We start from the raw sequence: 24,843 nt of genomic DNA, 5'->3' as shown, positions 1-24,843 counted from the left end.
GGCTCGCTTGGCCCGGACGTTCAGAAAAGAGTCGCGTGATGCTTCGTAAAACTTTCTCCCCGCTGCTCGCCGCCGCCGCCGTCGCGGCCTTGGTTGCTTGCAGCGAGGTGCTGCCCGAGCCGCGCATGACCAAGGAGCCGCAAATCACGCAAGTCACAAGCTTGCATGCAGTGCGTTTTGCGCCGGAAGGCTTCCAGGTTTCGCCGGCGGAGTGGGACCGACTGGTCGACTTCCTTCTCGATCTTCGGTTGCGCGAAGGCGATAGGATCATGGTCGAGTTGCCGATGACCTCCGACGGACGCGATCTGGCCGGGCGCCGTGCTTTGGCGGTGATGCAGCTCCTGGCCCGTCAGGGCATCGTCGCCGAGCCCTTCGCCCTGACCGAGCCGGGTGGACAGGTGCTGAGGGTGGGTGTCGAGCGGGTGGCCGTCAATGCGTCGGCCGACTGTCCGGACTGGCCGGAAGCGCGTGATTTCGGAGCTTTCGTGAACGACGCTTTACCCAACTTTGGCTGTGCGAGCGCCAACAACTTCGCGGTCATGCTGGCCAATCCGCGCGATGCCGTCGAAGGCCGCGCCCTCAGCCGAGCCGATGTCGAGCGGGTTACGCTCGGGTTGCGCGCCTATCGTGTCGGAAAGAACCTGCCGTTCGAGCCCTTGCCCTACAGCGAGGGAGACGAGTGATGGCCGAACCTATTCCGGTGGCGCCGGCGGGGCAGACCGGTGAGATGTCCGCTCCGGTGAAGTCAAACCTCTCCGGTATAGAGACCCTGGAGCTGAACCCGCATTTTGCTGCGCTGGTTACCGATGACGTCAGTCTGGCAGCCTGTCAAAAGCTGGCCGATGCAAACGGTTGGCCGCGCCGCGCGATCTGTTACGGCAACATCGATTCGATCCAGCCTCTGTTGGACGCGTCAAAGCTGCCGAAGCTGTTGGTGGTCGATCTGGATGGTGCGGCGGAGACCGCGTCGCTGCTGCCGGCTCTGGCTCAGCGGGTCGCACAGGGCGGCGCGCTGGTTGCGATCGGTTCAATGAACGATGTCACGCTCTATCGGCATCTGCTGACAGCAGGAGCCGCCGACTACTTGCTCAAGCCGCTCGATCCGGAAACGCTGATCGCTGCCGCGGCCGACGTCTCCCGCATGGCCGGACAGATTCGCGGATCGGCCGGACCTGCCGGGGCTTCCTCGGCCCAGGGTCGCTTGTCGCTGATCAGCGGGGTTCGCGGTGGTGTCGGCGCCAGCACGATTGCGGTCAACCTCGCCTGGATCATGGCACATGAGTTGGGCATGAAGACCTGTCTGCTCGACCTTGACCTGCATTTTGGAATCTCAGCCCTGGCGCTGGACTTGGAACCTGGCTATGGCCTGCGCGAGGCGCTGGAAAGTCCGGAGCGCATGGACTCCCTGATGCTGGTTTCATCCATGGTCAAGGAGAGCGAGACTCTCTCCGTACTCGGTGCGGAAGAGCCGATCGAGAACAGTATTCGCCTGGACCCGGTCGCCGTGGCGCAGTTGATCGACGAACTGACCGGGACCTTCGAGGCTGTGGTGGTGGATCTGCCGCGGGGTCTTCTGGCGAGTCAGACCGAGCTGCTCGGCCGGGCCGACGATCTGCTGATGGTGACCGACCTGTCGCTCGCCGGCATCCGGGACTGTGGCCGTATTAGGAGCGCCGTCGAAGCGGCCGGGAGTCAAGCCAGGCTGATGACGGTCGCGAGCCGTGTCGGTAAAGACCGGCCTTGCCAAATCGACGAAAGCAATTTCGAGCGTTCGCTCGGCGGCAAGCTCGCCAGCACGGTCCCGGAGGACGTCAAGACTCTCGCGGCCTGTGCCAACGCCGGCAAGGCCATCGGTGCCATCGCGGGCAAGCAGCCGGTCGCTCAGGTTCTCCGAGATCTCGCCAATGACCTGACGGGACGTGCGCCGCAAACCAAGCCCGGCCTGTTCGGTAAGGTACGGCGCATGGCCGCGTCGTTCTAGCGGTGTGCGGCTTGAAAGGGTGACCCCATGGGTTGGCTAAACGGACGTGGCGGATCGGTGGTCGGCGAGGTGAAGGACCAGCCGCCGCTTCGCCGTGCCGACGGCGGCACGGCGCTTGGCGAAGGGCGGAGCGGAAGCGATCTTTCCGGCGTTGCCGCTCGTGTGGAGCCCCTGCTGATCGAGCGGATCGACCCCGGCGAGGCCGGCGCGATGACGCGCGGCGAACTGGCGAAGCGAATCAAGACCGAACTGCCCGAACTGCTGGCTCGAGAGTGGGCGGGTTTCAATCTCCTGGAACAGCGGGATCTGGTCACGCAGATGATCAACCGCTTCCTGACCCTGGTCCCGAAGGCCGATTCCGGTCCGGCTCCGGGGCCGGCGGCATCCAGCCCCGAGCCGACGGCACCGGCTGACGAGCCCAGTCGATCAGCGTTGGACGTAGTGCCCAGTGTTTTCCCTGAGCCGCCGACATCCGTCTCCTCATCCAATAGTCCCGATACCTTCGCTGCCCCCGTCGATCGTCAGCTTCTGAACGCCGGTGCCAAGTCGCGCATCGCCGCAGCCAAGCAAAGGGTTCAGTCGCATCTGCTCGATCGGATCGATGCTGCGACTGCCGCGAGCATGACACGCGAAGACCTGGTTCGGGAGATGACGCCGATCGTCGCCGAACTGCTGGCGGAAGAGAAGCTTCAGCTCAACATGCAGGAGCGTGCCGGGCTGATCGAGGAGCTGCTCGACGACATGTTGGGGCTCGGCCCGCTTGAGCCGCTGCTGGCCGACGAGTCGATTAACGACATCATGGTCAACGGACCGAAGCAGATTTACATCGAACGCAAAGGTAAGCTGCAACTGGCCGATGTGACCTTCCGCGACGACTCACATGTGATGCAGGTCGCGACGCGAATCGTGACCGCCGTCGGCCGACGCATCGATGAGTCAGTCCCCTTGGTCGACGCACGCCTGGCCGATGGCAGTCGCGTGAACATCATCGTTCCGCCGCTGGCGATCGACGGTCCCTCGATTTCGATCCGTAAGTTCGCCAAGAAGGGGATCACGCTCGATGTGATGGCGCGCCAGGCCAATATCTCGCCTGACATGGCAACCGTATTGCGCATAGCGGCGCGCGCGCGACTCAACATCTTGATCTCGGGCGGCACGGGTTCGGGCAAGACGACGTTGCTCAACGCACTTTCGCAGATGATCGATCCCGGCGAACGCGTTGTGACTATCGAAGACGCGGCCGAGCTTCAGTTGCAGCAGCCCCACGTTGTTCGTTTGGAGACGCGCCCCGCCAACCTCGAGGGCAAGGGCGAGATTTCGATGCGTGATCTCGTCAAGAATTCCCTTCGGATGCGTCCCGACCGGATCATACTCGGCGAGATCCGCAGCGCCGAGGCGATCGACATGCTGCAGGCAATGAACACGGGTCATGACGGTTCTCTCTCGACGATCCACGCTAACCGCCCGCGCGAGGCGCTGATGCGCCTCGAGAACATGGTCTCCATGTCGGGCTTCAAGCTGCCGTCAAGCGCAGTGCGATCGCTGATCGCGTCGGCCATCGACGTCATCATTCAAATCAGCCGCATGCGCGACGGCGTGCGCCGGGTTACCTACATCTCGGAAGTCGTCGGTATGGAGGGTGAAGTCATCACCATGCAGGACCTCTTCAGCTTTGCATACGCGGGAGAGGGGCCCGACGGAAAACTACAGGGTACTTTCAAGTCCCACGGAATTCGTCCCCACTTCACGGAGAAGGCTTCCTACTTTGGTCTCGAGCGCGCGTTGTTGGAGGCGACCTGATGTCGGTCTCGCCCGATCAGATGATTTGGCTGTTGGGAGCGGGAGCCCTTTTCACGATTCTTCTGCTCGGTCTCGGCCTTGCCAGCGACGATCTGGCGGGAGGCCGCGCCGCGAAGCGCCGGCTCGCCCGCGTTTCACCGGGCACCGTCAGGACCGCGGCGGCGTCTGTCAGTTCTCTGCGGCGATCGAACCATGACAGCTCCAACCCCCTGATCGACCGCCTGATCAAGTCGCTTCTGCCGGCACCTGACAAGCTGCGGGCTCGACTGCAACGTACGGGGCGTGACATCGCCATAAGTCAATATCTGGTGGCGTCGCTCCTTGTCGCCTTAGCGGTGGGTCTTGCTGCTTACTTCGCCTTGCGCCTTCCGCCCTGGGTCGCAGCGGCTCAAGGCGTCTCCTCCGGTGCGATCCTGCCACATCTTGTCGTCGGCTTTCTGGCCCAGCGCCGGCTCACGAGATTTGTCGAACTTTTCCCCGATGCCATCGATCTGATCGTGCGTGGTCTCCGCTCAGGTCTGCCGGTCACGGAATCGATCACGACCGTCGGACAGGAAATGCGAGATCCGGTTGGGATCGAGTTTCGCCGTATCTCCGATGCAGTTCGTGTCGGCGCCAACCTGGAAGAGGCGATGTGGTCCGTCGCTCGCCGCATCGACGTTCCCGAATTCAAATATCTGATTATCACCTTGTCGATTCAGCGTGAGACTGGCGGCAATCTCGCCGAGACTCTGTCGAATCTTTCCGATCTTCTCCGCAAGCGACGTCAGATGAAGCTCAAGGTCAGGTCGATGAGTTCGGAGGCCCGGGCGAGTGCCTGGATCATCGGCAGCCTGCCCTTCATCATGTTCGGTCTGCTCTTCATGCTGAACGGCAGCTACATGATCACGCTGATCGAGGACCCGAGGGGGAATCTTCTTCTGGGTGTCGCGCTCGGTTTCGTTGCGACAGGTGCCGGCGTGATGTGGAAGATGGTGAGGTTCGAAATATGACGACCGAGCTGCCATTCGGTTTTACCGCGACCGACGTTATCTCCGTGACCGCCGCAGTCTCCGCAATCTCGATGGTGCTTCTGGTCTGGTACTCGCTTATCGAGCGCGACCCGCTGCCGTCGCGTCTGAAAGCCTTGGAGGCACGCCGTAAAGCTCTGAAGGCCGGTATTGTCCGTCCGACACGGCGTAAGCCCCTGCCGACTGGGCGGTCCTGGATGCGCGAGATCGTGCAGCGTCTCAAGCTCATGAAGGGTCAGAGTACTGCCAAGCTGTCTCTCAATCTGGCACGTGCGGGATACCGATCGCGCGATGCTCTGGTCATCTACCTCTTCGCAAAGGTCACCTTGCCGCTGGTCTGCGGCGCCCTGGGTCTTCTGCTATTCCAGGGATTGGGACTGTTCGATCTGCCGAAGTTGGGGGCTCTGTCGGCCAGTTTGGCGTCAGTGATACTGGGAGCCTTCGCACCGGAGATTTTCGTCAAGAACGCTGCGCAGAAGCGCATCGAAACCATTCGTAAGGCACTGCCGGATGCTTTCGACCTCATGGTAATCTGCGCGGAAGCCGGCCTCAGTCTCGATGCGACCCTCGACCGGGTCGCTCGGGAAGTTGGGCGTTCCTGCCCCGAGTTGACCGATGAGTTGGGGCTGGCATCGCTCGAACTGAGTTTTCTGCCCGATCGGCATAAGGCCCTGGAAGGCTTGGCCGAGCGCGTGCCGCTCTCTCAAGTGAGAGCCCTGGTCAGTACGTTGGTGCAAACGGAGCGCTACGGAACGCCCTTGGCCGACTCCTTGCGGGTTCTGGCGGCCGAGCTGCGGCATGAACGGCTGATGCGCGCCGAAGAACGGGCAGCCCGCTTGCCGGCGATCATGACCGTACCGATGATCCTGTTCATTCTGCCGCCGCTGTTCATCGTACTGATCGGGCCGGCTGCTTTGCGGATCTTCGATCAGTTCGTGAGTATGAGTTAGGCGACTTAGTCGGCGAGCAGGCCGTCGAGGTCGAGCGTCGTCTCTTCTGTTTCAACAGGCTGCGCAACGGCCTCTGCCCGTTCGGTTTCGACAGTTTCGGTCGGTGCGGCTTGGGCCAGAGGTTTGCGTAACGGCAGTGGTGCTTGGCTTTCTGCTGGTGCGGCGGGCTGACCGTTGCGCCGGGTCCGATAGTAGGTCAGGTTGCGCTCGACGTCATCGTCGCCAAAGTCCATGCGGATCATTCGGGCCGCTTCCGAGTCACGTCCGGCCAATCCATAAGCCAGTGCCAGATTCTGTCTGTGCTGCGCCGAGGAGTCTGGCAGAGACGTCGCCATTTCCAACAGAGCGATCGCCTCTCGATAGTCGCCGGAGAGGATCAGCGAATAGCCGAGATTATTCAGGAGCGTGACGTTATCGGGCTGTTGCTCCAGACCGCGCCGCAAGTAGGTCTGGGCGCGGTCGCGCTCGCCGGCTAGATCGGCCGCTATGCCGGCGCCGCTCAGAGCAGCGGTGTTGTCGGGATTCTGGTTCAACGCGATTTCATACTGCTGCAAGGCCGCCAAGGGCTGGTCGAGACGGATCAAGGTGCCGCCGAGACCCAGAAGCGCGCGCGTGTTGCCCGGTTGTAGGTCGAGGGCGCTGCGGAAGGCACGGGCGGCTCCGCGCGGATCGTCGATCTCGACCAGTGTTTCGCCGAGCAGGATCAAGGGCAGAGGTTCTTCGGGCGCCTGCATATGGGCCTGGCGATAGAACTGAAGCGCCGTTGTCGGTTCGCCGTTTGCGCGGCTCGTGTCCCCCAGTTCGACCAGTTTGGACCAAGCCTCGGCTGCCGACATGGAGTTTGTTGCTGTCGGATCGGTCGCAGTGTCGTTTGTAGCACAACCCAAGGTAAGAAGAATCAGTGCGACGCCCGAAACGCCGCTGGCAATTCGCCGACGGCGCGAGGCTCCGCGATGGGTATCGTCCGACGTTGCATCCATCACTGTGGATTCCGTTTCCGGTCACGACCTCTCGTCGTTTCCGTAGATTCCTCAATTCCGTATAAATTACCCGGTGCCCCTTTAAGAGATGTTAAGGCTTCGATGGCTTGACTCGGACGAATGAATGTATCCGTTCGGCGCAGACTAGGAGTGTCTCGACCGCACGGACTTTGACCGCGGTGGTTACAATCAAAGGGAAGAGGTTATGGCGCTCGGGCAAGAACAGTTACGTCAGGCCGCCAAGACCGAGGGCGGTCGGGATCAGCCGGCAATGACGGCACGGGGTGATTCGGATGCTGCTGGTTCCCAGGACTCCGAGGCACAACTCTATCGAGAGATTACCCGTTTGGTGGAGCGCATGCACCGCCGGTTGTTGGATGTTGTCCGTATCGAACTGAATCGCCAAGGCATCGACGATGTGAGTCCATCTCAAGTCTTGATGTTGCTCAACATCGGCAGCGAAGAAGTCTCGGTGCGGGACTTGATCGAGCGCGGCTACTATCTAGCCTCGAACGCGTCCTACAATCTCAAGGCGCTTCACGAGGGCGGATACATCGACCGCAGCACGGCGTTGCGCGATAAGCGGGCTGCGCGGATCAAGCTCTCCGAAAAGGGTCTCCAGCTCTGCGTCGCCTTGGGGGAACTGGAGACTCTCCATGCTCAGAGACTGGTGACGAACGACTCCGATCGCGAGGCTTTCGAGAACACCTATCGGATGTTACGCAACTTGGAGATGGCCTGGTCGGATGCAATTAGGTACGGAGACCGCCAATTCCTGTAATCTTCTAGTTTTATAATATAGAATTTGATGCAAATACCAAATTCATCTGTTCATCCATCGCTGGTTTGCATGAGCAATTTCACTTTTCGCTTACTGTTACGAGTATAGACTTCGAATGGAGGGGCGGCCCTGAGTTTTGTCTCGCCGTCGATTGGGAGTGTCTGACACATGGAAATGACCCGCCGCTCGCTGTCGTATCGCGACGTAGAACGCTTGCTAGCGGATCGCTCGGCGGGTGCTCAGATCGAAACTCTGCAGAATGTCATCAGCGAGTTGCAGAGCGAGGGACTTTCCTACGAGGCTCGTCGCATGGCGGAAGGGGTGGTGCAGGCTTATAGCCGCACGGCCGAGCAGTCGGTGCGCGAAGCCCTGGCCTGGCAAATCGCTCACTCCTCAATACTGGATAGGGATCTTGCGGAGCGCCTGTCTCGTGATGTTGCCTCCGTAGCCTTCCCTGTATTGCGCTACAGTCAGGAACTCGACGACGCACTCTTGCTGGAGGTGATCGCCGAGGGCGATGGCCGCAAGCAGGTGGCGGTCGCCATGCGTGACGAAGTCTCCGCCAGGGTGTCGGATGCGCTGGTGGATCAAGGCAGTGAAGATGCCGTGGTCGCGCTCATGGGAAACAGCGGCGCGACCATCCCCGATCCAGCCTACGACCGTGCCCTTGATCGTTTCGAAAGTGCGCCTGCCGTCGCTCACGCCGTTGCCGGTCGAAACGAACTGCCGGCGCACATCGCAGAGAAGCTTGTTCATCGCGTGGCCGAAGAGATGCGCCGGACGCTCGTCGCCCGCTACAATCTGTCTCCGGTTCTATTGCGCGGGTTCGTCGATCATGCGCGCGAGTCCGTTACGGCTTTGATGCTCCAACCGGTGGCGGGGCGGCAGGGCGATCTCGACGTATTCGTCGAACATCTGCTTGTCAACAACCGTCTGTCGCCGAGTCTCATGCTTCGCGCGCTCTGTGCGGGTGACGTCGGCTTTTTCATCGTTGCCTTGGCGAAACTCTGCCGGATCGCACCGGACAACGCTCGCTGCCTTGCGCTCCAGGGCGGTGCCTTGGGGCTGCGTGCCGCTTTTGAGAAAGCTGGGATACCTACCGCGCTCATGCCGCCTTTCAGTTCAGCCATCGAAGTGGTCAACGAGCTGGGCGATACGGAAGGTGACGACTCCCATCGCCACGCTTTTCAGGTCCGGGCACTCTCTCGAGTATTCGGCGCCAACAGCGCCAACGAAGATCCTGCCGTCGACGAGCTTTTACGTCAGTTGTTCGATGGAAAGCCGGAGCCGGTCGTGCAGCAGGCGATGGACGATGCCGGAATTCCCTTTGCACCGGTTTTCGCGCGCGGCTAGAGCGCGATCGTCAAAGCGGTTCCGCCGAAAGCGATCCTACTCCTAGCTAGCCGGCGTTCACCTGAAAACGCGGAGACCGTTCGGTCTCCGCGAGTGATTGCGTGGCCATTGAGTCCATGCGCCTGAGCAGGCGTTGAATCAGCCGGACCGATCGAAGTCGAACTGCCGTGTCGCGGCTGGTGTGAACGCGCCGAAAGTCCAACCCTCCACTGCAGATGGAATTCTTCTCTGGCTATTGCTTGCCCATGTGTGTGTGCGCAATTGACAGTGGCAGGCGGCAGGGTCACCCTTCCCATATTCGATAATCCGTAAACGAAAAAAAAATCGGGAAGAGGAAACGTCATGAGGAGAGGTCTGTTCGCCGTTGCTCTTGCCGCGGCGCTTGCGGTCGGGCTGTCGACATCGGCTACCGCCGATACGGCTGCGGACACCGCGATACTGGCCGGCACTTGCGCCGGTTGTCACGGTGCCGAGCTGGGTGGTTCGGGTGCCATTCCGACCTTACGCGGGCACAGCGCCGATTACATCCGTTTCACCCTCACGGCCTTCAAGGATGGTGAGCGGCAGGCAACGGTGATGAACCGTCTCGCCGCCGGTTACTCCGAGACCGAGATCGAAGCGCTGGCCGTTTACCTTAGCCAGCTGCAGTAGAGGGGGCTTTTGAGATGACGAAGAAAACTCAGGCCGAGAAAACTCAGGCTGCAGTGACGCGGCGGCGTTTCACACAGCTTGCTGCCGCGGCGGCGGTAACGCCGTTGATCGGTGCACCGCGGATCGCCCGTGGGCAGGCGGCCGCCCATGTGGTTGTGATCGGTGGTGGCTTCGGCGGCGCAACGGCGGCCAAGTACCTAAAAAAGGGGGCGCCAGATCTGAAGGTGACGCTGGTCGAGCCGAATGACAGTTTCATCACTTGCCCTTATAGCAACCTGGTGCTGGGTGGCTGGCGCGACCTTGCGTCGATCACCCATAGCTACGACCAGCTGCGCGACCGCTGGGGGATCGAGCACGCAAGGGAAGCGGCAACCGGCATCGACGCGGACAGTCGAAGCGTGATGCTGGCCAGTGGAGCCACTCTGACTTACGACCGTTTGATCGTTTCCCCGGGTATCGACCTGCGCCCGCCCGAGGACGGCGGCATCGCCGGCTACGACGAGGCGGCGCACGAGATCATGCCGCACGCCTGGAAGCCGGGGGCACAAACGCTTCTCCTGCGCAGTCAGCTAGAAGCCATGGAGGATGGTGGCCTGTTCGTTTTGACCGCGCCGCCAAACCCCTTCCGCTGTCCGCCTGGCCCTTACGAGCGGGTCTCGATGATTGCCGACTATTTTAAGAAGACGAAGCCGAATGCGAAAATTCTGATCCTCGATTCCAAGGAAAAGTTCTCCAAACAGGGCCTGTTCCAACAAGGTTGGGATCTCTTCTACGGCGACATGATCGAGTGGGTGAACCTTCCGAACGACGGGATGGTGGTCGAGGTCGATCCGGCGACGCGGACGCTCATTACGGATTTCGGCATGGAACACCAGGCGGATGTCGCGAACGTCGTGCCACCTCAGTACGCCAAGGCGATTGCTCGGAACAGCGGTCTGGCCGATGCGTCCGGCTGGTGCCCGGTCGATGGCCGCACCTTCGAGTCGACGCTGCTTCCCGGAGTTCACGTGGTCGGTGATGCGGCGATCGCGTCGCCCATGCCCAAGTCCGGCTTCGCCGCCAACAGTCAGGGCAAGACTGCGGCAGCTGCGGCCATCGCTCTGCTCGAGGGGAACGAGCTCGCCAATCCGGCCTGGGTCAACACCTGCTATAGCCACATAGCGCCCGACTACGCCATCTCTGTGGCCGGGGTCTACAAGGCGACCGATGAAGGAATCATTTCGGTTGACGGGTCCGGCGGTGTCAGTCCGATGGAGGCTGGGGAGGCTTCGCGTAAGTTGGAGTCCGTCTATGCCGACGGCTGGTACGACTCCATCACGGCCGACATGTTCACCTGAACCGATGGTGCGGCCCGGACGAGGCGGTGACGGGGCGAAGGCCGGCATGACGCCGGTCTTCGCCGTCCCGCCTAGCTGCGCCAGAAGTGCGGCATGAAGAGCACCAGTACGGTGAAAAGCTCCAGGCGGCCGAGCAGCATGCCGGCCGAGAGCAGCCACTTGGCGGCATCGGGTAAGGGCGCGTAGGTGCCTGCCGGGCCGATGATCTCGCCCAGCCCAGGGCCGACGTTTGCGATGGCCGAAGCGGCGCCCGACAGAGCCGTCACGAAATCCAAACCGATCAACCCCAGTCCGACGGAGAGCAGGCCGAAGGTGGCGGCGAAGAAGAAGAAGAAGCTCATCACTGAGATCGATACGCCCTCGGGGATCGGCCGCCCGTTGTAGTAGGGAATGAAGACGCCGTTCGGCTGCATCAAACGCTTGAGCTGCGCTCCTGCGATCGCACCCAAAACCTGAAATCGAAAGATCTTGATGCCGCAGGTGGTGGAGCCGGCGCAGCCGCCGATGAACATCAGCATGAAGAACATGCTCATGGCGAAACCGCCCCAGGTATCGAAGGCGGTCGTCGCATAGCCGGTACCGGTCATGATCGAAATGGCGTTAAAGGTCGCGTAGCGCAGGCTGTCGCCGGCGTTCATGATCTCGTTGCGCGTCAGTTCGATAACGAGGATCGTGATGGCGGCCGCCAGGATCGCCAGCATCCAGCGGACCTGAGTGTCGCGCAACAAAGCGAGAAGATCGCCGCGCACAGCCCGCAGATAGAGCACGAAGGGCACACTGCCGAGGATCATGAAGACGCAGATGGCATAGTCGATCGCCACCGAGTCGAAATGACCGATGGATCCGTCGCGCGTCGAGTAGCCGCCGGTTGCGATCGATGTCATGGCATGCGCGACCGCGTCGAAGGCTCCCATCCCCAGATAGGCCAGAATCATGGCGGCAATCGCGGTCATGGCGATGTAGACCAGCCCGATGCCGCCGGCGATCGCGGCGGCACGCGGCATGACCTTGTCGGTATCGAAGGCCTCGACGCGAAAGAGCTGCATACCGCCGACCTGCAGCATCGGCAGCACCGCGACTGCCATGACGATGATACCGATGCCGCCGAGCCACTGCAGAATGGCGCGCCATAGCAGAATGCCCGGCGGTGCCTGGTCCAGGCCGACGATCACCGTCGCGCCTGTGGTGGTCACCCCGGACATCGATTCGAAGAAGGCATCGGTGAAGCCAAGCTGAAGCTCGGAAAAGGCGAAGGGAAGCGCGCCGAAGGTCGCCGTAACCAGCCAGGCCAAGGTGGTCATCAGAAAGCCTTGGCGCAGGGTGAAACGGCTCCAGCCGGCGCGCGTGGTCAGCATCAGTGCGACGCCGACGAACAGCGTCACGGCGAAGCTGGCCGCGAAGACCTGCCAGTCGGGATGTCCGGCAACCAGGTCGACCAGGGCCGGCACGATCATGGCGACTGCCAACACCGACAGCAGCAGTCCGACGACGAAGAGAACCGGGCGTAGATCGAGCATAGGCGTGGCGGGAACCCTTGGCAGGATGCGAATGCACCCGTCGGGAGCGGTCGGCCCGAGGCTAGACCGGATTACGGTGGTACGGAACCACCTCGGTTCCGCACCATTACGCAGATCTGCTCTCGCCGAAAGATGAAGTGAGAGAAACCGTCAAGCGAAGGGCGACTCTCCGTCAGAGCGGCGGTGCTGCCTGGAGGCGAACCGCTGATCGGCTCTCCGGTTTGAGTTGTGGCAGGTTGAATTCAACCTGCCCCGTTGGCTGGGTCAATCGCAAGCATGGCGTCGATAACGGATCGTTCGCCGTCGCGGCCAGGTTTGGAGCTGTCGAATTCCATACCGATGACTCCGTCGAAACCCTTGTCGGCGATACGCTTGATAATCGGGGTGTAGTTAATCTCGCCGAGGCCGGGTTCGACGCGCCCGGGATTGTCGGCAAGCTGAAAGTAACCGATCTGATCCCAAGACTGTTCGAGATTTTCGATCAGATCTCCGCCATGAATCTGCTGATGCCAGAAGTCGAAGAGCAGCTTGACCGACGGCATATCGACGGCCTTCACGATGAGGTTGCCGTGTGGAACGTCGGTGAGGAATGTGCCGGGCCAACCCTTGAGATTGATAGGTTCGACGGCAAGTATGAGGCCCTCTTGGGCTGCCACGTCGCCGGCCCACTTCAGATTTTCGATCATATTGACCGTCTGGTAGTCGCGGGGAAGCCAGGGGTGCGCCGTACCCGAAAGGGTGGTCACGTAGGTCGCTCCGACGCGCCGCGCGACCTTGGCCGTCTCCCGCACTTCCTGCATGAGTCGCTCGCGCTCGTTTGCATCGTCCAAAACGAAGGTGGGTTCTGCGTATCGCATCGTATTGACGATGACGCCCGTTCTCATGTCGAGACGTCGCAGTTCGGCGCCGATGCGCATTTGCATGTCAAGGTCGCGGGCCTTCATCCAGTTGTCTTCCATGGCAGTGAAACCCTGGTCTGCCATGAACTTTATCTGGTCGACGGGATCCGGGCCGGCATGGTGACGGAATAGACCGGTGTCCGGCGAAAGAAGCCCGAGATGCGGCGCGAAATGCAGCGAGAATCTCCTGGAAACCGTGTCCGCCCGTACTGCCGAAACAGAGTTTTTGGAGGAAAGACTTCCAGCCGCTGTGGCCGCTGCGGCCGTTGTCAAGAAGGTTCGGCGGGTAATGCGCAGGTCTGGGCGGGTTGCGCGGCTGGGCTCCAGATCCGTTGTCGCGGTAGCCCTTTGGGACGTCGTGAACATGCCCGTTTCTCCTCGTTCGTGCGGCGCCGTATGCTAGACCCGATCCCAGGCACGGAGGTTCTCCTCCAGATGCGCAATGGAGGTCGTGCCGGGGATGACGATGATGTTGGGTGAGCGCTTCAGAAGCCAGGCGAGGGCGGCGCCAGGCTCGAGCTTGGCGCCCTGTTGCATCGGATTTGCGCCGAGTGGACCATAGGGGATGAAGGCGATCCCTTTCTCGGCCGTGTAGTCGACCAGATCGGACTGCGCCGTCTCGGCCATGTTGAGACGATTTTGCACGCTGGCGATGGGTGTAACGGCCAGCGCACGATCCAACTCCTCACGTGTCACGTTGGAAAGGCCGATGTGGCGGATACGGCCGTCGGTCCGGGCCTCTGCCAGTGCCGCAACCGAGACCTCGATCGGTGTCTGCGGATCGACCCGATGGAGCTGGAACAGATCGATCGAGTCGCGGCGAAGATTGATCAGCGCTCTGTCGATCTGTCGCAGAAGCCTATCGCGCGAGCCGTCGATCAGGATGCGACCCGGCTCCGGCTTGTCGACCCCGCCTTTCGTGGCCAGCAAAAGGTCTCGCCCGTCCAGGGCCTCGCCGAGGATTCGGTCGGCGGTCTCGGGGCCGTAGGCCCAAGCGCTATCGAAGAAGTCGACGCCGAGATCGGCGGCATGGCGCAGCAGTTCGAGACCGGCCTCCCAGTCCTCATAGGGGCCGTAGTTGCCGGGCTGTCCCGTTAACCGCATGGCGCCGTAGCCGAGGCGGTGGACGGCAAGGTCGCCACCGAGGACGAAACGGCGTTGGGTTTCGATGGGGTGTGACATGGCCTGTCTCCTCTCGTTCTGTGCCGCGCCTTGCGGCGTGCACTGTCTGTGGGGAGCAAGATGATCGAAGCGCAGTTCTTTCTGTAGACAGGTAATATGACTTTTAGTTATACGCGTGACGTATGAGTAAGAGTCTCGACCGACTCGCGTTGCTGGCGACCTTCACGCGTATCGCCGAGCGCGGTTCGATCAGCGCCGCGGCGCGGGACCTGAGCCTCTCGCAAGCCTCTGCAAGCCGCCAACTCGCCGAATTGGAACGCCGGCTGGGTGCAACTCTGATCCATCGCACCACCCATGCCCTGTCTCTCACCGAGGTTGGCGAGGACTGCCTGATCGAGGCCCGTGGTCTGTTGGACGGATGGGACGCGCTGGCGGAGCGCTACACGGAGACCGGGACGGGGCTCCACGGAAGGCTCAAGGTCGTCGCTCCCGTCGCGCTCGGTCAGCTCCATCTTGCCGAAGCCATGCTACGATTCCAGCAGGCCAATCTCGGACTTTCCATTACCTGGCTTCTGCAGGACGGCCCGATCCGCTTCGCCGAGATCGGATGCGACCTCTGGATCAAGATCGGCCGGGTTCCGGACGAGAGCCTGGTTGTGCGCCCCCTGGGTCAGGTCGAGCGGATGCTCGTCGCCTCGCCAAGCTTGGCTGGCGGCCTCAGGCTCCAAAGGCCGTCGGACTTGAGCGAACTACCCTGCGCCGCCCTCGAGCCCTTCGAAGCAGGGCGCATTCCCCTTTCGAGCCGGGACGGCGAAACCGTAACGCTTGCCGCGCGTATCGCCCTGTCCACCGACAACATTTTTGCGGCCTACAGTGCGGTGCGCATGGGGCTTGGCTATGCGGTCCTGCCGCGATGGCTCGTCGAAGCGGATCTGGAGAGCGGGGCATTGCTCGACCTGCTGCCCGCTTGGCGGGCGCCCGCCTTGACGATCAACGCGGCCTATCGGCCGATGCGCCGGCAGACACGCCGGTTGCAGCTCTTCCTTGAGCATACCGCCGCGGCGGTGGCGGCGATCGCCGGGATCGCGACGAGCTAGGGCAGCAGGCCAGACCGGGTCCGTGCTGTGATTTTGGACTTCGGCCAAGCGTCGCGACTACAGTGGTGCGGAGTCGATCCTCAGTAGGGGCGTCGGGTGGCAAGAGCCTTTCGCCGGCGCCGAAACGCTATGACCCTCGCGCGTGTTTTATCCGATCGCCGTCGTATGCTGGCATCGCTCCGTCGGTTCGGTCGGAGCGACCAGGTCGTGCTCTCGATCATGGCGGTGCTGATCGGCGCCGCCGGTGGCGGTGCGGCTATCGGATTTCGCTATGCCATTGACGCCGTGCAGTGGTTGGGTTTCGGCTATGCAGGCGAAGCTCTGGCCAGCCATGCCGAAGATCTGGACTGGTGGCTGCTGCTCTTGGTTCCAAGTCTCGGCGGTTTGCTGGTCGGTTTCTTCCTCCACCGTTTTCTGCCGAACGGCCAGCCCCAGGGCGTTGCAAACGTGATGGAGGCGACGGCGCTCTATGGTGGGCGTATGTCCCTTGGCACGGGGCTGCGGGCCGCGGCCGCTTCGGCTGCCTCGATTGGATGCGGTGCCTCGGTCGGCCGGGAAGGGCCGGTGGTGCATCTGGGCGCCGCCCTGGGATCCTGGCTGGCTCTGCGCTTTCATCTCGGTCGTCGCCTGACACGCACGCTGCTCGGCTGTGGCGTCGCCGCCGCGGTGGCTGCCTCGTTCAACGCACCGATCGCCGGGGTTTTCTTCGCCCTGGAGGTGGTGGTCGGCCACTACGCGCTCTCGGCCTTCGCCCCGATCGTCATTGCCGGTGTGGTCGGCACGCTCGTCAGTCGCATGCACTTCGGTGACTACCCGGCCTTCGTGCTCGATGAGCAGTTTCAGATCGTGTCCTTCTGGGAGTTTCCGGCCTTCGCTCTCCTGGGGGCCGTGGCCGCGGTGGTGGCAATCGTCTTCATCCAATCCGTGGCGGTCAGTCAGAAGGGCTTCGCGCGTCTGCCGGGGCCGGTCTGGATCCGCCCGGCCGTGGCGGGTCTGTTGGTCGGCCTGATGGCGCTGATCTTCCCGCAAGTGCTGGGCGTGGGCTACGAGGCGACCGACAAGGCCCTTGGCCAGCAGTACGCGCTGGAGCTGCTCATCGCCCTAGCCGTCGCGAAAATAGCGGCCACCGCGATTTCCCTCGGCGGAGGGTTCGGCGGCGGCGTCTTCTCGCCCTCGCTGTTCGTCGGTGCGATGACGGGCGGCGCCTTCGGCCTGATCGCGGCCGGTGTCTTTCCCCATTTGGCGAGCGATCACGGCGCCTACACCATCGTCGGCATGGGGGCGGTGGCCGGTGCTGTGCTGGGGGCCCCGATCTCGACCATTCTGATGGCCTTCGAGCTGACCGGCGACTACGAGATCACTATTGCGCTAATGGTCGCGACGGCGATCGCAAGCGTGGTGGTCAAGGGCGCCTTCGGGTGCTCCTTCTTCCAGTGGCAGCTGGCTCAACGCGGCATCGACATCGGCCAAGGTCAAGAGGCGACCCTTCTGGCTCAGACCAAGGTTCGCTCTCTGCTCGACCGCTCCTATGCCGCCGTGGCTCCGGACGCTCCCTTGGAGGAGATCAAAAGGGAACTGGCGCGTGCACCTTGTAGCGAACTGCTGGTGGTGGACGGCGAGGGCGCGCTGCTCGGCGTGATCACCTTCACCGATATTGCGGCCGTGGTTTTCGACGGCGAGGCGCATGCTGAACTGACCGCGGCCAAGCTGGCCCGCAACGCACCGCTGCTTACGGCCGAGGAGGACCTGCAGACGGCCGTTCGTGTCTTCGTCGGGTCCGGCGAGGCGCACATTGCCGTGGTCGATAGCCGCCAGGATCGGCGTCTGCTCGGCCTCGTGCATGAACACGAGGTGATGGCTGCCTACCAACGTACCCTGGCTCAGGCCCGCGCCGAGGAGCGCGGTGAGAGGTGAAGGCGCACCTTTCCCGCCGGACAAGGAGCACCAAGAGCTGCTTGGGCTTGACTCCTCGACCTGGGCCAGCGATGGGGAAGGAAAGCCGCTCACGCAAACTCGCCCGGTCGGATCGGGTCGAGAAGAAATGCGCGCACCCATGGGAGGACATGAGATGACGATCGCCCTGACCCGCCGCCAGGCACTCGGAACTCTGGCCGCTGCCGCGGCCGTCGGCAGCTTCGGAGCACCGGCTCTCGCGCGTGAAACGGTGAAAGTCGGGGCACTGCGCTTCACCAGCCATGCACCCAGCTTCGTCGCCTACGAGCGCGGTTACTTCGCCGACGTCGGACTCGACGTGGAGTTCGAGTTCTTTCAGGCCGCTCAGCCCATGGCCGTGGCCATTGCCTCGGGCGATGTCGACTTCGGCGTGACGGCGATCACGGGCGGGCTGATCAGCCTGGCGGAAAAAGGGGCCATCAAGGTGGTGGGCGGCGCGTTGCAGGAAGAGGCCGGCATCGACGGTCAGATGATTCTGGCGTCGAATGCAGCGCACGATGCCGGCCTGACCTCGCCCGCGGCCCTGAAGGGCAAGACCTTCGGAATCAGCACTGCCGGATCTTCGTTCCATTACATGGCCTCGAAGATCGCCGTGGCCGAGGGGTTCCCGGGTGAGATCGGTTTCAGACCCTTACAGAAGGTTTCGGCCATCATTGGGGCTCTGAAGTCCGGACAGATCGATGCTTGGGCGATCGTGCCCCATATCGCCAAGGCCCTAACCGGCGCGGGGGCGGTGCAGACCATCGGCCGGGTTGCGGACTACCTCCCCGACTATCAGGTCACGACGGTCTTTACCTCGGCCAACAACGCTGCCGAAGAGCGCGCGAAGACCGAAGCTTTCCTGGCCGCTTTCTCGAGGGGGGCGGCCGATTTCAACGCCGCCTTGGTCGATCGGGGCGGCGACGAGGCCGCAGCCGAAGAGATGGTGAAGCTGATCCACACTTACGTCTACACGGATCGCCCTTACGAGAAAGCGGCGCCGTCGATCCGCAACGGCGCCATGCGGACGACGCCCGGGGCGGCCTTGAAAATGGGCTCCGTCACCGACCAGCTCGATTGGTTCAAGGCCGAGGGTTTGGTGCGCGACGATATCTCCATAGACCAGTTGGTCGATCCCTCCTACGTCGCCTCGATCTGAGGAAATTCCGCCCAGCCCCTGGCCTGAGCGCGCAACAAGAGGCTGTACATGGATCTGCATCTCGACCGGATCAGCCACAGTTACGGCGAGACCGAGGTCCTGCGGGACATCACGCTGCAGATCCCGCAGGGCCGCGTGGTCTGTCTCGTCGGCCCCTCCGGTTGCGGCAAGTCCACGCTGCTGCGCTTTATCGGCGGGCTGGAGCGGCCCAATCATGGCGCGGTGCTGCAATTCGGCGAACCGCCGGCGGCGTCGCTCAATCCCTTGACCTATGTCTTCCAGCACTTCGCTCTGCTGCCCTGGCGCAGCGTCGAAGGCAACGTGAGTCTGGTGCTGGAGGACCATGGACTGCCGGGCGCGCAGATGCGGGAGATCGTCTCCGATGTCCTGGCGCGTACCCGGCTGTCGGATTTCGCAGAAGCCTTGCCGAAGCAGCTTTCGGGAGGCATGAAGCAGCGCGTGGCCCTGGCCCGAGCGCTGGCGGTCAACCCGGCCGCGATGCTGATGGACGAACCACTCTCCGCCCTCGACAGTCAAACCCGAGAACTGCTGATGGACGACCTGGTCGGCCTCTGGACACGCCAACCCTTCACGGCCGTCTACGTCACTCACAATCTTGCTGAGGCGGTTCGGCTGGGCCATTGCGTCGTCGTGCTGTCGCGTCGTCCCGGCCGGATTCGCGAAGTGGTCGAGATCGAGCAGCCACTCGGCGAACGCAGCCCGGGCGATACCGCGCTTGAGCAGACCCAACGCCACCTCTGGCAGTTGATGCGCGACGAAGCGGTGGCTGCAGACCGGGAGCTGGTCGATGCCTGATGCGGGACATCCGGGCGAGGCTCAAGCCGATCCCACGCGCCGCGCCGCGGTCGAGTTCGAGGCTGCCCGGCCCGTGACCTTTCGCGGCGGCGGTTTCGCGCCGCGCCGCGTACTTTATGTCGGTCCGATCGTCTTCGTCGTCCTGATCGCGCTAATCGAGGTGGGAACGCGCACGGGTGCGATCTCCAACCTCGTTCTGCCGAGCCCTTCGGCGGTTTTCTGGACCTTCGTGGAGCTCTATCAGAGCGGTCTTCTGTGGAGACACCTTCTGCCGTCGGTGGAGCGCTTGATCGTCGGCGGGGCGATGGGTGCGGCCGCTGGCATCGCGGTCGGCGTCATGATCGGACTGTTCAGCCTGGCACGCGCCGGGCTCGTGCCTCTGGTCGCCGCAATCTTCCCGATTCCCAAGATTGCGCTGCTGCCGCTCTTCGTCATCTGGTTCGGTATCGACGAGGCGTCGAAGTATGCCTTGATCGCCTTCGGCACCTTCACGCCAACCGTGGTCGCCACTTACGGTGGCGTCGACAACGTGGACCGCAGCCTGATCCGCATGGGCCAAAGCTTTGGATTGACCTGGTGGTCGATCGTGCGAAAGATCGTGCTGCCGGCGGCTTTGCCGGCAATTCTTTCGGGCCTGCGCGTCTCGCTGGCGATCGCAATCATCCTGTTGGTGGCCGCCGAGATGCTCGGCGCCGAATTCGGTGTTGGCGCCTACATCTTGGAGGCTGGCGCCCTCTACGACTTGGAGCGCCTTTTCGCAGGTGTGACGATCCTTTCGGTCTTGGGGGTCACGGTCAGCTGGTTGATTGGGCGTCTGGAGCAGCGTCTTCTGGCATGGCGCAGCTGATCACGGCTCCCGAGCGCAATTGCCCGGTCGTGCGAGGCTCGCACGCAGACTGCACTCTAAGGCATTGCCCTAGAGGACATTCTCTCCCATCTTGCAGACCATGACGTCTCGCTTCCTGCTCGCCGTTCTCCCCGCTGCTTTCGTTCTTGCCACCGCTCTCCCCGCAGAGCCGGCTCTGGCCGGCTGCACCGACCCACCGGCGCCGGGCGTGAATTGGCAGCGTTGCAACTTCGACGGCCTGGATCTCTCTGAGGTCGATCTTGCGGGCGCCCGCTTGCGGGACGGTAGCTTCTTCCGCACGACGCTCGACAATGCCGACCTCTCGGGCAGCGATGGTTATCGTGCGAAGTTTATCAACGCGAGCTTGATCGATACCGTTTTCTCCGGTGCCGATCTGCAGCAGGCAGATCTGACCAAGTCCGATCTCAGTGGGGCCGATCTTTCGAACGCCGACTTGCGCAATACCCGTCTGACGCGCACCATTCTGCGTGGTGCGAACCTCACGGGCGCCCAAACCGGTGGCACGGACTTCTTTCGCGCCGACCTTTCGGGCGCCACCTGGACCGACGGTCAGCGCGTTTGCGGCGAAGGTTCCGTCGGTCGTTGCAATTAAGCGGCGTAGGTTGCTGGTCTAACCGTCAGCCGGGAACCGTCTATGCTTTGCAAACGGCAAGACGGGAATAGCTGAACGCCAGGCAGTAAAAGGCAATTCATCGAAATTGCGGTCGCTTCGCTTTGCCGACAAACCCGCAGATGGTTGCGTCATGCTTTGCCGACATGCCGCAGAAGGAACACCGGCTGTACGATTTTTTCCATCGTGCTGTCGATCGAAGCCGGCCGAGATACTCCTACGAAAGAGCGCATCGCCGAAGTGACGCCGTGAACGGATATCGGTCGCGGCGATCATCACGGTATCGTGTCCCTAACCCTGCCGGAAACACCCAACGCGATGCTGCCAAATGCCATGCCGCATACCATCTAGGGTGCTGGCCGCTGGCTTTAGCTCGCGTGGGCGAGACCGTTAGACGAATACGAAGGAACAGGATGGTCATGACAAAGGCGTCAGCAGAGCGAATTGTTTCCCGCCGAACCGCCATTGTCGGAGGTGCGGCTCTTGCCGTCGCGCCGATGCTGCCCGCGATGGCGCGGGCACAGATGCAGGATCGGCAGATCATCGAAATCGCCGAAGGCATCTACCGAACGCAGAACGGCACGCATTACGGCTTGCTCGTGGACACCGACGACGGTCTGATCGTCTTTGACACCTTGAACGCCGACTTCTCCGGCTGGCTGGATGCGGAAATCGCCCGGAGGTTCAGCAAGCGCGTGGCCTTCGTCATTTACAGCCACAATCATGCCGATCACACATCGGGCGGCGAGGTCTTCGCGCATCACGATCCACAGTACGTTAGTCATGAACTGGCTCGAGAGAGCCATGTTAGGGCGCGGGTTGCGACGCGGCTCGCGGACGTGACTTTCAAGGAGGGCTATAATCTTCGGCTCGGCGAACGAGACATACAGCTTCGATATCACGGCCCGAACGACGGGCACGGCTCGATCTCTCTCATGGTGCCGGATCAAGGAGTCCTGAGTGCTATCGATTGGCTGGTGATCGGCCGGCTCCCGTTTCGCGAACTCAATCGCTACGACGTCGAGGGAACGATCCGATCACTGTACGAACTGGACACCTTGGACTGGCGTTTGGCCTCTCCCGGTCACGCCGATCTAGGCGGCAAGGACGGCGCCCGGATTCTGCGCCATTACCTCGAAACTCTGCGCGATGCGACGATGGAGCAGATCGTTGATGGAACGCCGATGGACCAGGCAGTGGCTGTCGTCCGAAGCAAATTGGCCGCCGTCCCGGAGTTCCGCGCTCTCAAGCAGTTCGACGCTTGGGTTGAGGAAAACATTCGGGGAGTTCACTTCCAACTCGCGCGTTTCGAGGGCTTTGCCGACATGGTGTTGCCAAATCCGGACTATGCGGATCGTCAATGAGTTCAGCAAACAGGGATGTTTCCGCCCTCTCGTTGAAGAGAACGGGCGAGCGGCAGCGGTTTCGGGCGCTGCAACTGGGCGCTTAGCGCCTTCCTCCTGATGGTTGTCCCGAGGCTGAGCTACAGATCGCGATTTAGACTCCGCCGCGCGTTTCATCCCACAACTCTTCGAGATCATCAGTATCGATCACCCGTTTGCAGAGCGCCGGCGTGAAGCCGCGTCGGGCCAGTGCGGCCAGGTCCTTCATGCGGGCCTCAGTGCGGGCAGTGGGGTCGGTGCGATAGGGACCGAGTCGGCGACGGCGGGCATAGGCCAGCGCTGCGGCCAGCTCCGGATCGTCGCTCTCTTCACGACGTGCGGTCAGCGCCTGCGCTATATCCGGTTCCGCGACGCCGCGTTGCCGGAGCTTGAGGCGGATCGCGCGCTCGGAGTTGCCACGGCGTCCGAGACTTACGGCCTGACCGCGGGCGTAGAGGCCGTCATCGAGCAGTCCGGCATTGAGGAAACGGGCGATCAAGGCTTCGACCGCCGCCGCGCCCTCTGCCGGGTCGCTGCCGTGGGCCTCGGTCGAGCGGTGTACTTTACGCATCAGGACCCGTCGCAAACTGTCAGCCGAAGCGGCATAGCGCTCCAGATAGAACAGCGCGGCGCGCTCCAGATAGGCCGCCGTCGCCTTCTTCGGCGCGCGGCGCTCGCGGTTCGGCCTCTTATTCGACTCCGGACTCATTACCCCCAGCTTGCCACGCCTCGACCGCCGAAACAGTGGTTATGCGCATCCTCGCGGGGCGTCACAATCCGTCCGAAACACAGTTGTGCGATCGTCACGCTTGCCGGCCGTCGCTTCGGCGGCTATCTCACGGGCTCATGACCGAAATGCCTCGAAACCCAGCCGTCAGTCTGCCGGCACCTCGTCCGCGCGCCATCGGTGCGGTGAACTGGGTCGGCCTCTGGACGCTTTATCTCAAGGAGGTGAAGCGTTTCGTCAACGTGCTGACCCAGACCGTTTTGGCGCCGATTATTACCATGCTGCTGTTCTTGGCGGTCTTCACGCTCGCTCTGGGGCGGGGCAATCTCAAGTTCGGCGACATTCCTTACGCCGAGTTCCTGGCACCGGGTCTGATCATGATGGCGATGATCCAGAACGCCTTCGCCAATACCTCCTCATCGATCCTGATGTCCAAGATTCAGGGGAACATCGTCGACGTGCTGATGCCGCCTCTGTCGACCGTCGAGCTGGCCTTGGGCTTCGCGCTCGGCGGTCTGACCCGCGGTCTTCTGGTCGGCGTCACAACGGCTTTGGCGATGTGGGTCTTCATACCGCTGCAGCTGCACAATCTCGGGTTCGTGCTCTACTATGGTGTGGCGGCCGCGCTCATGCTATCGCTGCTGGGGATGGTCGGCGGTATCTGGGCGGAGAAATTCGACCATGTCGCCGCCCTCACCAACTTTGTGATCGTGCCGCTGTCTTTCCTGTCCGGGACCTTCTATTCGGTGGCGCGCTTACCCGAGAACTGGCAGTTCGTCGCCCATCTCAACCCGTTCTTCTATCTGATCGACGGATTCCGCTTCGGTTTTCTGGGCCGTAACGATGGCGATATCCTGACCGGAATGGCGGTGGTGGCCGGCGCGAACGCGCTGCTCGTCGGCCTGGTCTGGCTGATGCTGTCGCGCGGTTACAAACTGAAGCCCTAGGACTTTCGAAGGATGTCCTTGCCGGCGCCACGTGTCCGCAGCTTCGCTGCAGGGATCAACAGCCGGGGGCTTTGGACTCTGTTCTTGCGCGGCTTTACCCGGTTTCTGCGCTTCGCCACCGAAGGCATCGGCGGAACATTGGTCTCTGCCCTGCTGTTCCTGGCTGTCTTCGTCTTCGCCTGGTCCGGCGACAGCGGGCCGGTTCCAGGCGTCAGTCTGCCGGCCTTCGTCGCGCCGGGTCTCGTAGCCTTCTCGCTGTCCCTCAACGCCTATGGGAATGCCGCCTTTCCCCTGATCTTCGACAAGCTGGAAGGTATCATCGGCGACATGCTGATGGCGCCGCTGACGCCGGCGGAACTCGTGGCCGGCTACGTGCTGGCTGCCGCTGCCGGCGGACTGATCACGGGTGCTGCCGTGCTGGCGGCTATGTCCCTGTTCGTCGCCTTGCCGATCGCCGACCCGCTGCTTCTGCTCGCCTACGGCCTTCTGGGGTCGCTTCTCTTCGCTCTTCTGGGGTTCATTACCGGTCTCTGGGCGGAGAAGTGGGACCGCTACAGCGCAGTCGAGACCTTTCTGATCCTGCCGCTCGGCTTGCTCTCCGGGACTTTCTTCGCGATCGAGACTTTGCCGCCGCTCGGCCAGCAGATCATCCAGGCCAATCCGGTCTTTTACCTCGTCGACGGGATACGGGGCGCCGTCATCGGGCACAGCTACACCTCGCCCGAGTGGGGCCTGGCGATCCTGACCGCATTGGCGGCGCTGTTCTGGCTGATCGCCTGGCGGCTGGTCGTCCGCGGCTACAAGATCAGACCGTAGGTTTTTATTGTCTGGCCCATTCCGTCGCGATCCCGCCATGTCGCCTGCGCAACCGCCGTATCCTCTGGCTTCCGGTTGACACCCGATCCGCTGCGCCGCACTGTCCCG

Annotated in this window: 23 protein-coding genes; 18 read left to right on the top strand and 5 right to left on the bottom strand. The window is 62.6% G+C overall.

Translation table 11 applies throughout. The features are described 5' to 3' along the window. Positions 1 to 38: 38 nt before the first annotated feature. From DBZ32_RS09175 to DBZ32_RS09155, 5 genes are read left to right on the top strand one after another with little or no spacing between them, the layout of a single operon-like run. Positions 39 to 683 carry a CpaD family pilus assembly lipoprotein gene (locus DBZ32_RS09175; protein ID WP_119166818.1) on the top strand — a complete coding sequence of 215 codons (645 nt, stop codon included), beginning with the start codon at positions 39 to 41 and terminating at the stop codon, positions 681 to 683. Continuing rightward, positions 683 to 1,981: an AAA family ATPase gene (locus DBZ32_RS09170; RefSeq protein ID WP_119166817.1), complete on the top strand. Its 1,299-nt coding sequence runs from the start codon at positions 683 to 685 to the stop codon at positions 1,979 to 1,981. Before DBZ32_RS09175 ends, DBZ32_RS09170 begins: the two co-directional genes overlap by 1 nt. A gap of 27 nt (positions 1,982 to 2,008) precedes the next feature. After that, positions 2,009 to 3,781: a CpaF family protein gene (locus DBZ32_RS09165; protein WP_235830116.1), complete on the top strand. Its 1,773-nt coding sequence runs from the start codon at positions 2,009 to 2,011 to the stop codon at positions 3,779 to 3,781. Beyond that, positions 3,781 to 4,773: a type II secretion system F family protein gene (locus DBZ32_RS09160; protein WP_119166816.1), complete on the top strand. Its 993-nt coding sequence runs from the start codon at positions 3,781 to 3,783 to the stop codon at positions 4,771 to 4,773. Before DBZ32_RS09165 ends, DBZ32_RS09160 begins: the two co-directional genes overlap by 1 nt. Beyond that, entirely contained in the window at positions 4,770 to 5,741 is a 972-nt protein-coding gene (locus DBZ32_RS09155; protein WP_119166815.1) for a type II secretion system F family protein, read from the top strand. The genes DBZ32_RS09160 and DBZ32_RS09155 overlap by 4 nt, the downstream gene beginning before the upstream one ends. 5 nt (positions 5,742 to 5,746) lie before the next feature. On the opposite strand, the gene DBZ32_RS09150 is transcribed toward DBZ32_RS09155, so the two are convergent. Continuing rightward, the gene (locus tag DBZ32_RS09150) at positions 5,747 to 6,577 is read right to left on the bottom strand and encodes a tetratricopeptide repeat protein (RefSeq protein WP_162906664.1); all 831 of its coding nucleotides are present in this window, start codon (positions 6,575 to 6,577) and stop codon (positions 5,747 to 5,749) included. 349 nt (positions 6,578 to 6,926) lie between these two features. On the opposite strand from DBZ32_RS09150, the gene DBZ32_RS09145 reads away from it, so the two are divergent. The 4 genes from DBZ32_RS09145 (at position 6,927) to DBZ32_RS09130 (ending at position 10,843) form a co-directional block, all read left to right on the top strand. Continuing rightward, the gene (locus DBZ32_RS09145) at positions 6,927 to 7,502 is read left to right on the top strand and encodes a winged helix DNA-binding protein (protein ID WP_235830115.1); all 576 of its coding nucleotides are present in this window, start codon (positions 6,927 to 6,929) and stop codon (positions 7,500 to 7,502) included. Between the two features lie 168 nt (positions 7,503 to 7,670). Further along, a complete protein-coding gene (locus DBZ32_RS09140; protein WP_119166813.1) occupies positions 7,671 to 8,855 on the top strand; it encodes a DUF2336 domain-containing protein in 1,185 nt (394 codons plus the stop codon). A 342-nt stretch (positions 8,856 to 9,197) separates the two neighbouring features. Beyond that, a complete protein-coding gene (locus DBZ32_RS09135) occupies positions 9,198 to 9,506 on the top strand; it encodes a c-type cytochrome (RefSeq protein WP_119166812.1) in 309 nt (102 codons plus the stop codon). A 14-nt stretch (positions 9,507 to 9,520) separates the two neighbouring features. Beyond that, the gene (locus DBZ32_RS09130) at positions 9,521 to 10,843 is read left to right on the top strand and encodes an NAD(P)/FAD-dependent oxidoreductase (RefSeq protein ID WP_119166811.1); all 1,323 of its coding nucleotides are present in this window, start codon (positions 9,521 to 9,523) and stop codon (positions 10,841 to 10,843) included. Between the two features lie 71 nt (positions 10,844 to 10,914). On the opposite strand, the gene DBZ32_RS09125 is transcribed toward DBZ32_RS09130, so the two are convergent. From DBZ32_RS09125 to DBZ32_RS09115, 3 genes are all read right to left on the bottom strand, one after another. After that, on the bottom strand, positions 10,915 to 12,360 hold the full coding sequence (locus DBZ32_RS09125; protein ID WP_119166810.1) for a TrkH family potassium uptake protein: 1,446 nt from the start codon (positions 12,358 to 12,360) through the stop codon (positions 10,915 to 10,917). 242 nt (positions 12,361 to 12,602) lie between these two features. Continuing rightward, a complete protein-coding gene (locus DBZ32_RS09120; RefSeq protein WP_119166809.1) occupies positions 12,603 to 13,625 on the bottom strand; it encodes a hydroxypyruvate isomerase family protein in 1,023 nt (340 codons plus the stop codon). Between the two features lie 33 nt (positions 13,626 to 13,658). Beyond that, complete coding sequence (locus tag DBZ32_RS09115) at positions 13,659 to 14,441, bottom strand: aldo/keto reductase (protein WP_119166808.1); 783 nt, start codon at positions 14,439 to 14,441, stop codon at positions 13,659 to 13,661. Positions 14,442 to 14,563: 122 nt separating this feature from the next. Between DBZ32_RS09115 and DBZ32_RS09110 the strand changes: the two genes are divergently transcribed. The 7 genes from DBZ32_RS09110 to DBZ32_RS09080 all read left to right on the top strand — a co-directional run bounded on the left by DBZ32_RS09110 (position 14,564) and on the right by DBZ32_RS09080 (position 22,227). Beyond that, a complete protein-coding gene (locus DBZ32_RS09110; RefSeq protein WP_119166807.1) occupies positions 14,564 to 15,478 on the top strand; it encodes a LysR family transcriptional regulator in 915 nt (304 codons plus the stop codon). 165 nt (positions 15,479 to 15,643) lie between these two features. Then, complete coding sequence (locus DBZ32_RS09105; protein WP_119166806.1) at positions 15,644 to 17,392, top strand: chloride channel protein; 1,749 nt, start codon at positions 15,644 to 15,646, stop codon at positions 17,390 to 17,392. A gap of 154 nt (positions 17,393 to 17,546) precedes the next feature. Then, positions 17,547 to 18,569, top strand: a complete 1,023-nt coding sequence (locus tag DBZ32_RS09100; RefSeq protein WP_119166805.1) for an ABC transporter substrate-binding protein — start codon at positions 17,547 to 17,549, stop codon at positions 18,567 to 18,569. A 48-nt stretch (positions 18,570 to 18,617) separates the two neighbouring features. Then, positions 18,618 to 19,385, top strand: a complete 768-nt coding sequence (locus tag DBZ32_RS09095; protein WP_119166804.1) for an ABC transporter ATP-binding protein — start codon at positions 18,618 to 18,620, stop codon at positions 19,383 to 19,385. Beyond that, positions 19,378 to 20,232, top strand: a complete 855-nt coding sequence (locus tag DBZ32_RS09090) for an ABC transporter permease (protein ID WP_119166803.1) — start codon at positions 19,378 to 19,380, stop codon at positions 20,230 to 20,232. Before DBZ32_RS09095 ends, DBZ32_RS09090 begins: the two co-directional genes overlap by 8 nt. Before the next feature lie 100 nt (positions 20,233 to 20,332). Beyond that, positions 20,333 to 20,845, top strand: coding sequence for a pentapeptide repeat-containing protein (locus tag DBZ32_RS09085; RefSeq protein WP_119166802.1), 513 nt, complete (start codon positions 20,333 to 20,335; stop codon positions 20,843 to 20,845). 437 nt (positions 20,846 to 21,282) lie between these two features. Further along, a complete protein-coding gene (locus tag DBZ32_RS09080; RefSeq protein ID WP_208539169.1) occupies positions 21,283 to 22,227 on the top strand; it encodes an MBL fold metallo-hydrolase in 945 nt (314 codons plus the stop codon). A 133-nt stretch (positions 22,228 to 22,360) separates the two neighbouring features. Here the strand turns inward: DBZ32_RS09080 and DBZ32_RS09075 are convergent, their stop codons facing one another. Beyond that, positions 22,361 to 22,954, bottom strand: a complete 594-nt coding sequence (locus DBZ32_RS09075) for a regulatory protein RecX (protein ID WP_119166800.1) — start codon at positions 22,952 to 22,954, stop codon at positions 22,361 to 22,363. Positions 22,955 to 23,091: 137 nt separating this feature from the next. On the opposite strand from DBZ32_RS09075, the gene DBZ32_RS09070 reads away from it, so the two are divergent. Next, positions 23,092 to 23,919, top strand: a complete 828-nt coding sequence (locus DBZ32_RS09070) for an ABC transporter permease (RefSeq protein ID WP_235830114.1) — start codon at positions 23,092 to 23,094, stop codon at positions 23,917 to 23,919. Positions 23,920 to 23,931: 12 nt separating this feature from the next. Continuing rightward, positions 23,932 to 24,735, top strand: a complete 804-nt coding sequence (locus DBZ32_RS09065) for an ABC transporter permease (protein WP_119166798.1) — start codon at positions 23,932 to 23,934, stop codon at positions 24,733 to 24,735. The last annotated feature ends 108 nt before the right edge of the window (positions 24,736 to 24,843 follow it).

Origin of the sequence: Algihabitans albus, from assembly GCF_003572205.1 — a bacterium.
GTDB classification, from domain to species: domain Bacteria; phylum Pseudomonadota; class Alphaproteobacteria; order Kiloniellales; family DSM-21159; genus Algihabitans; species Algihabitans albus.
This window is presented reverse-complemented; position numbering and strand designations above follow the sequence as displayed.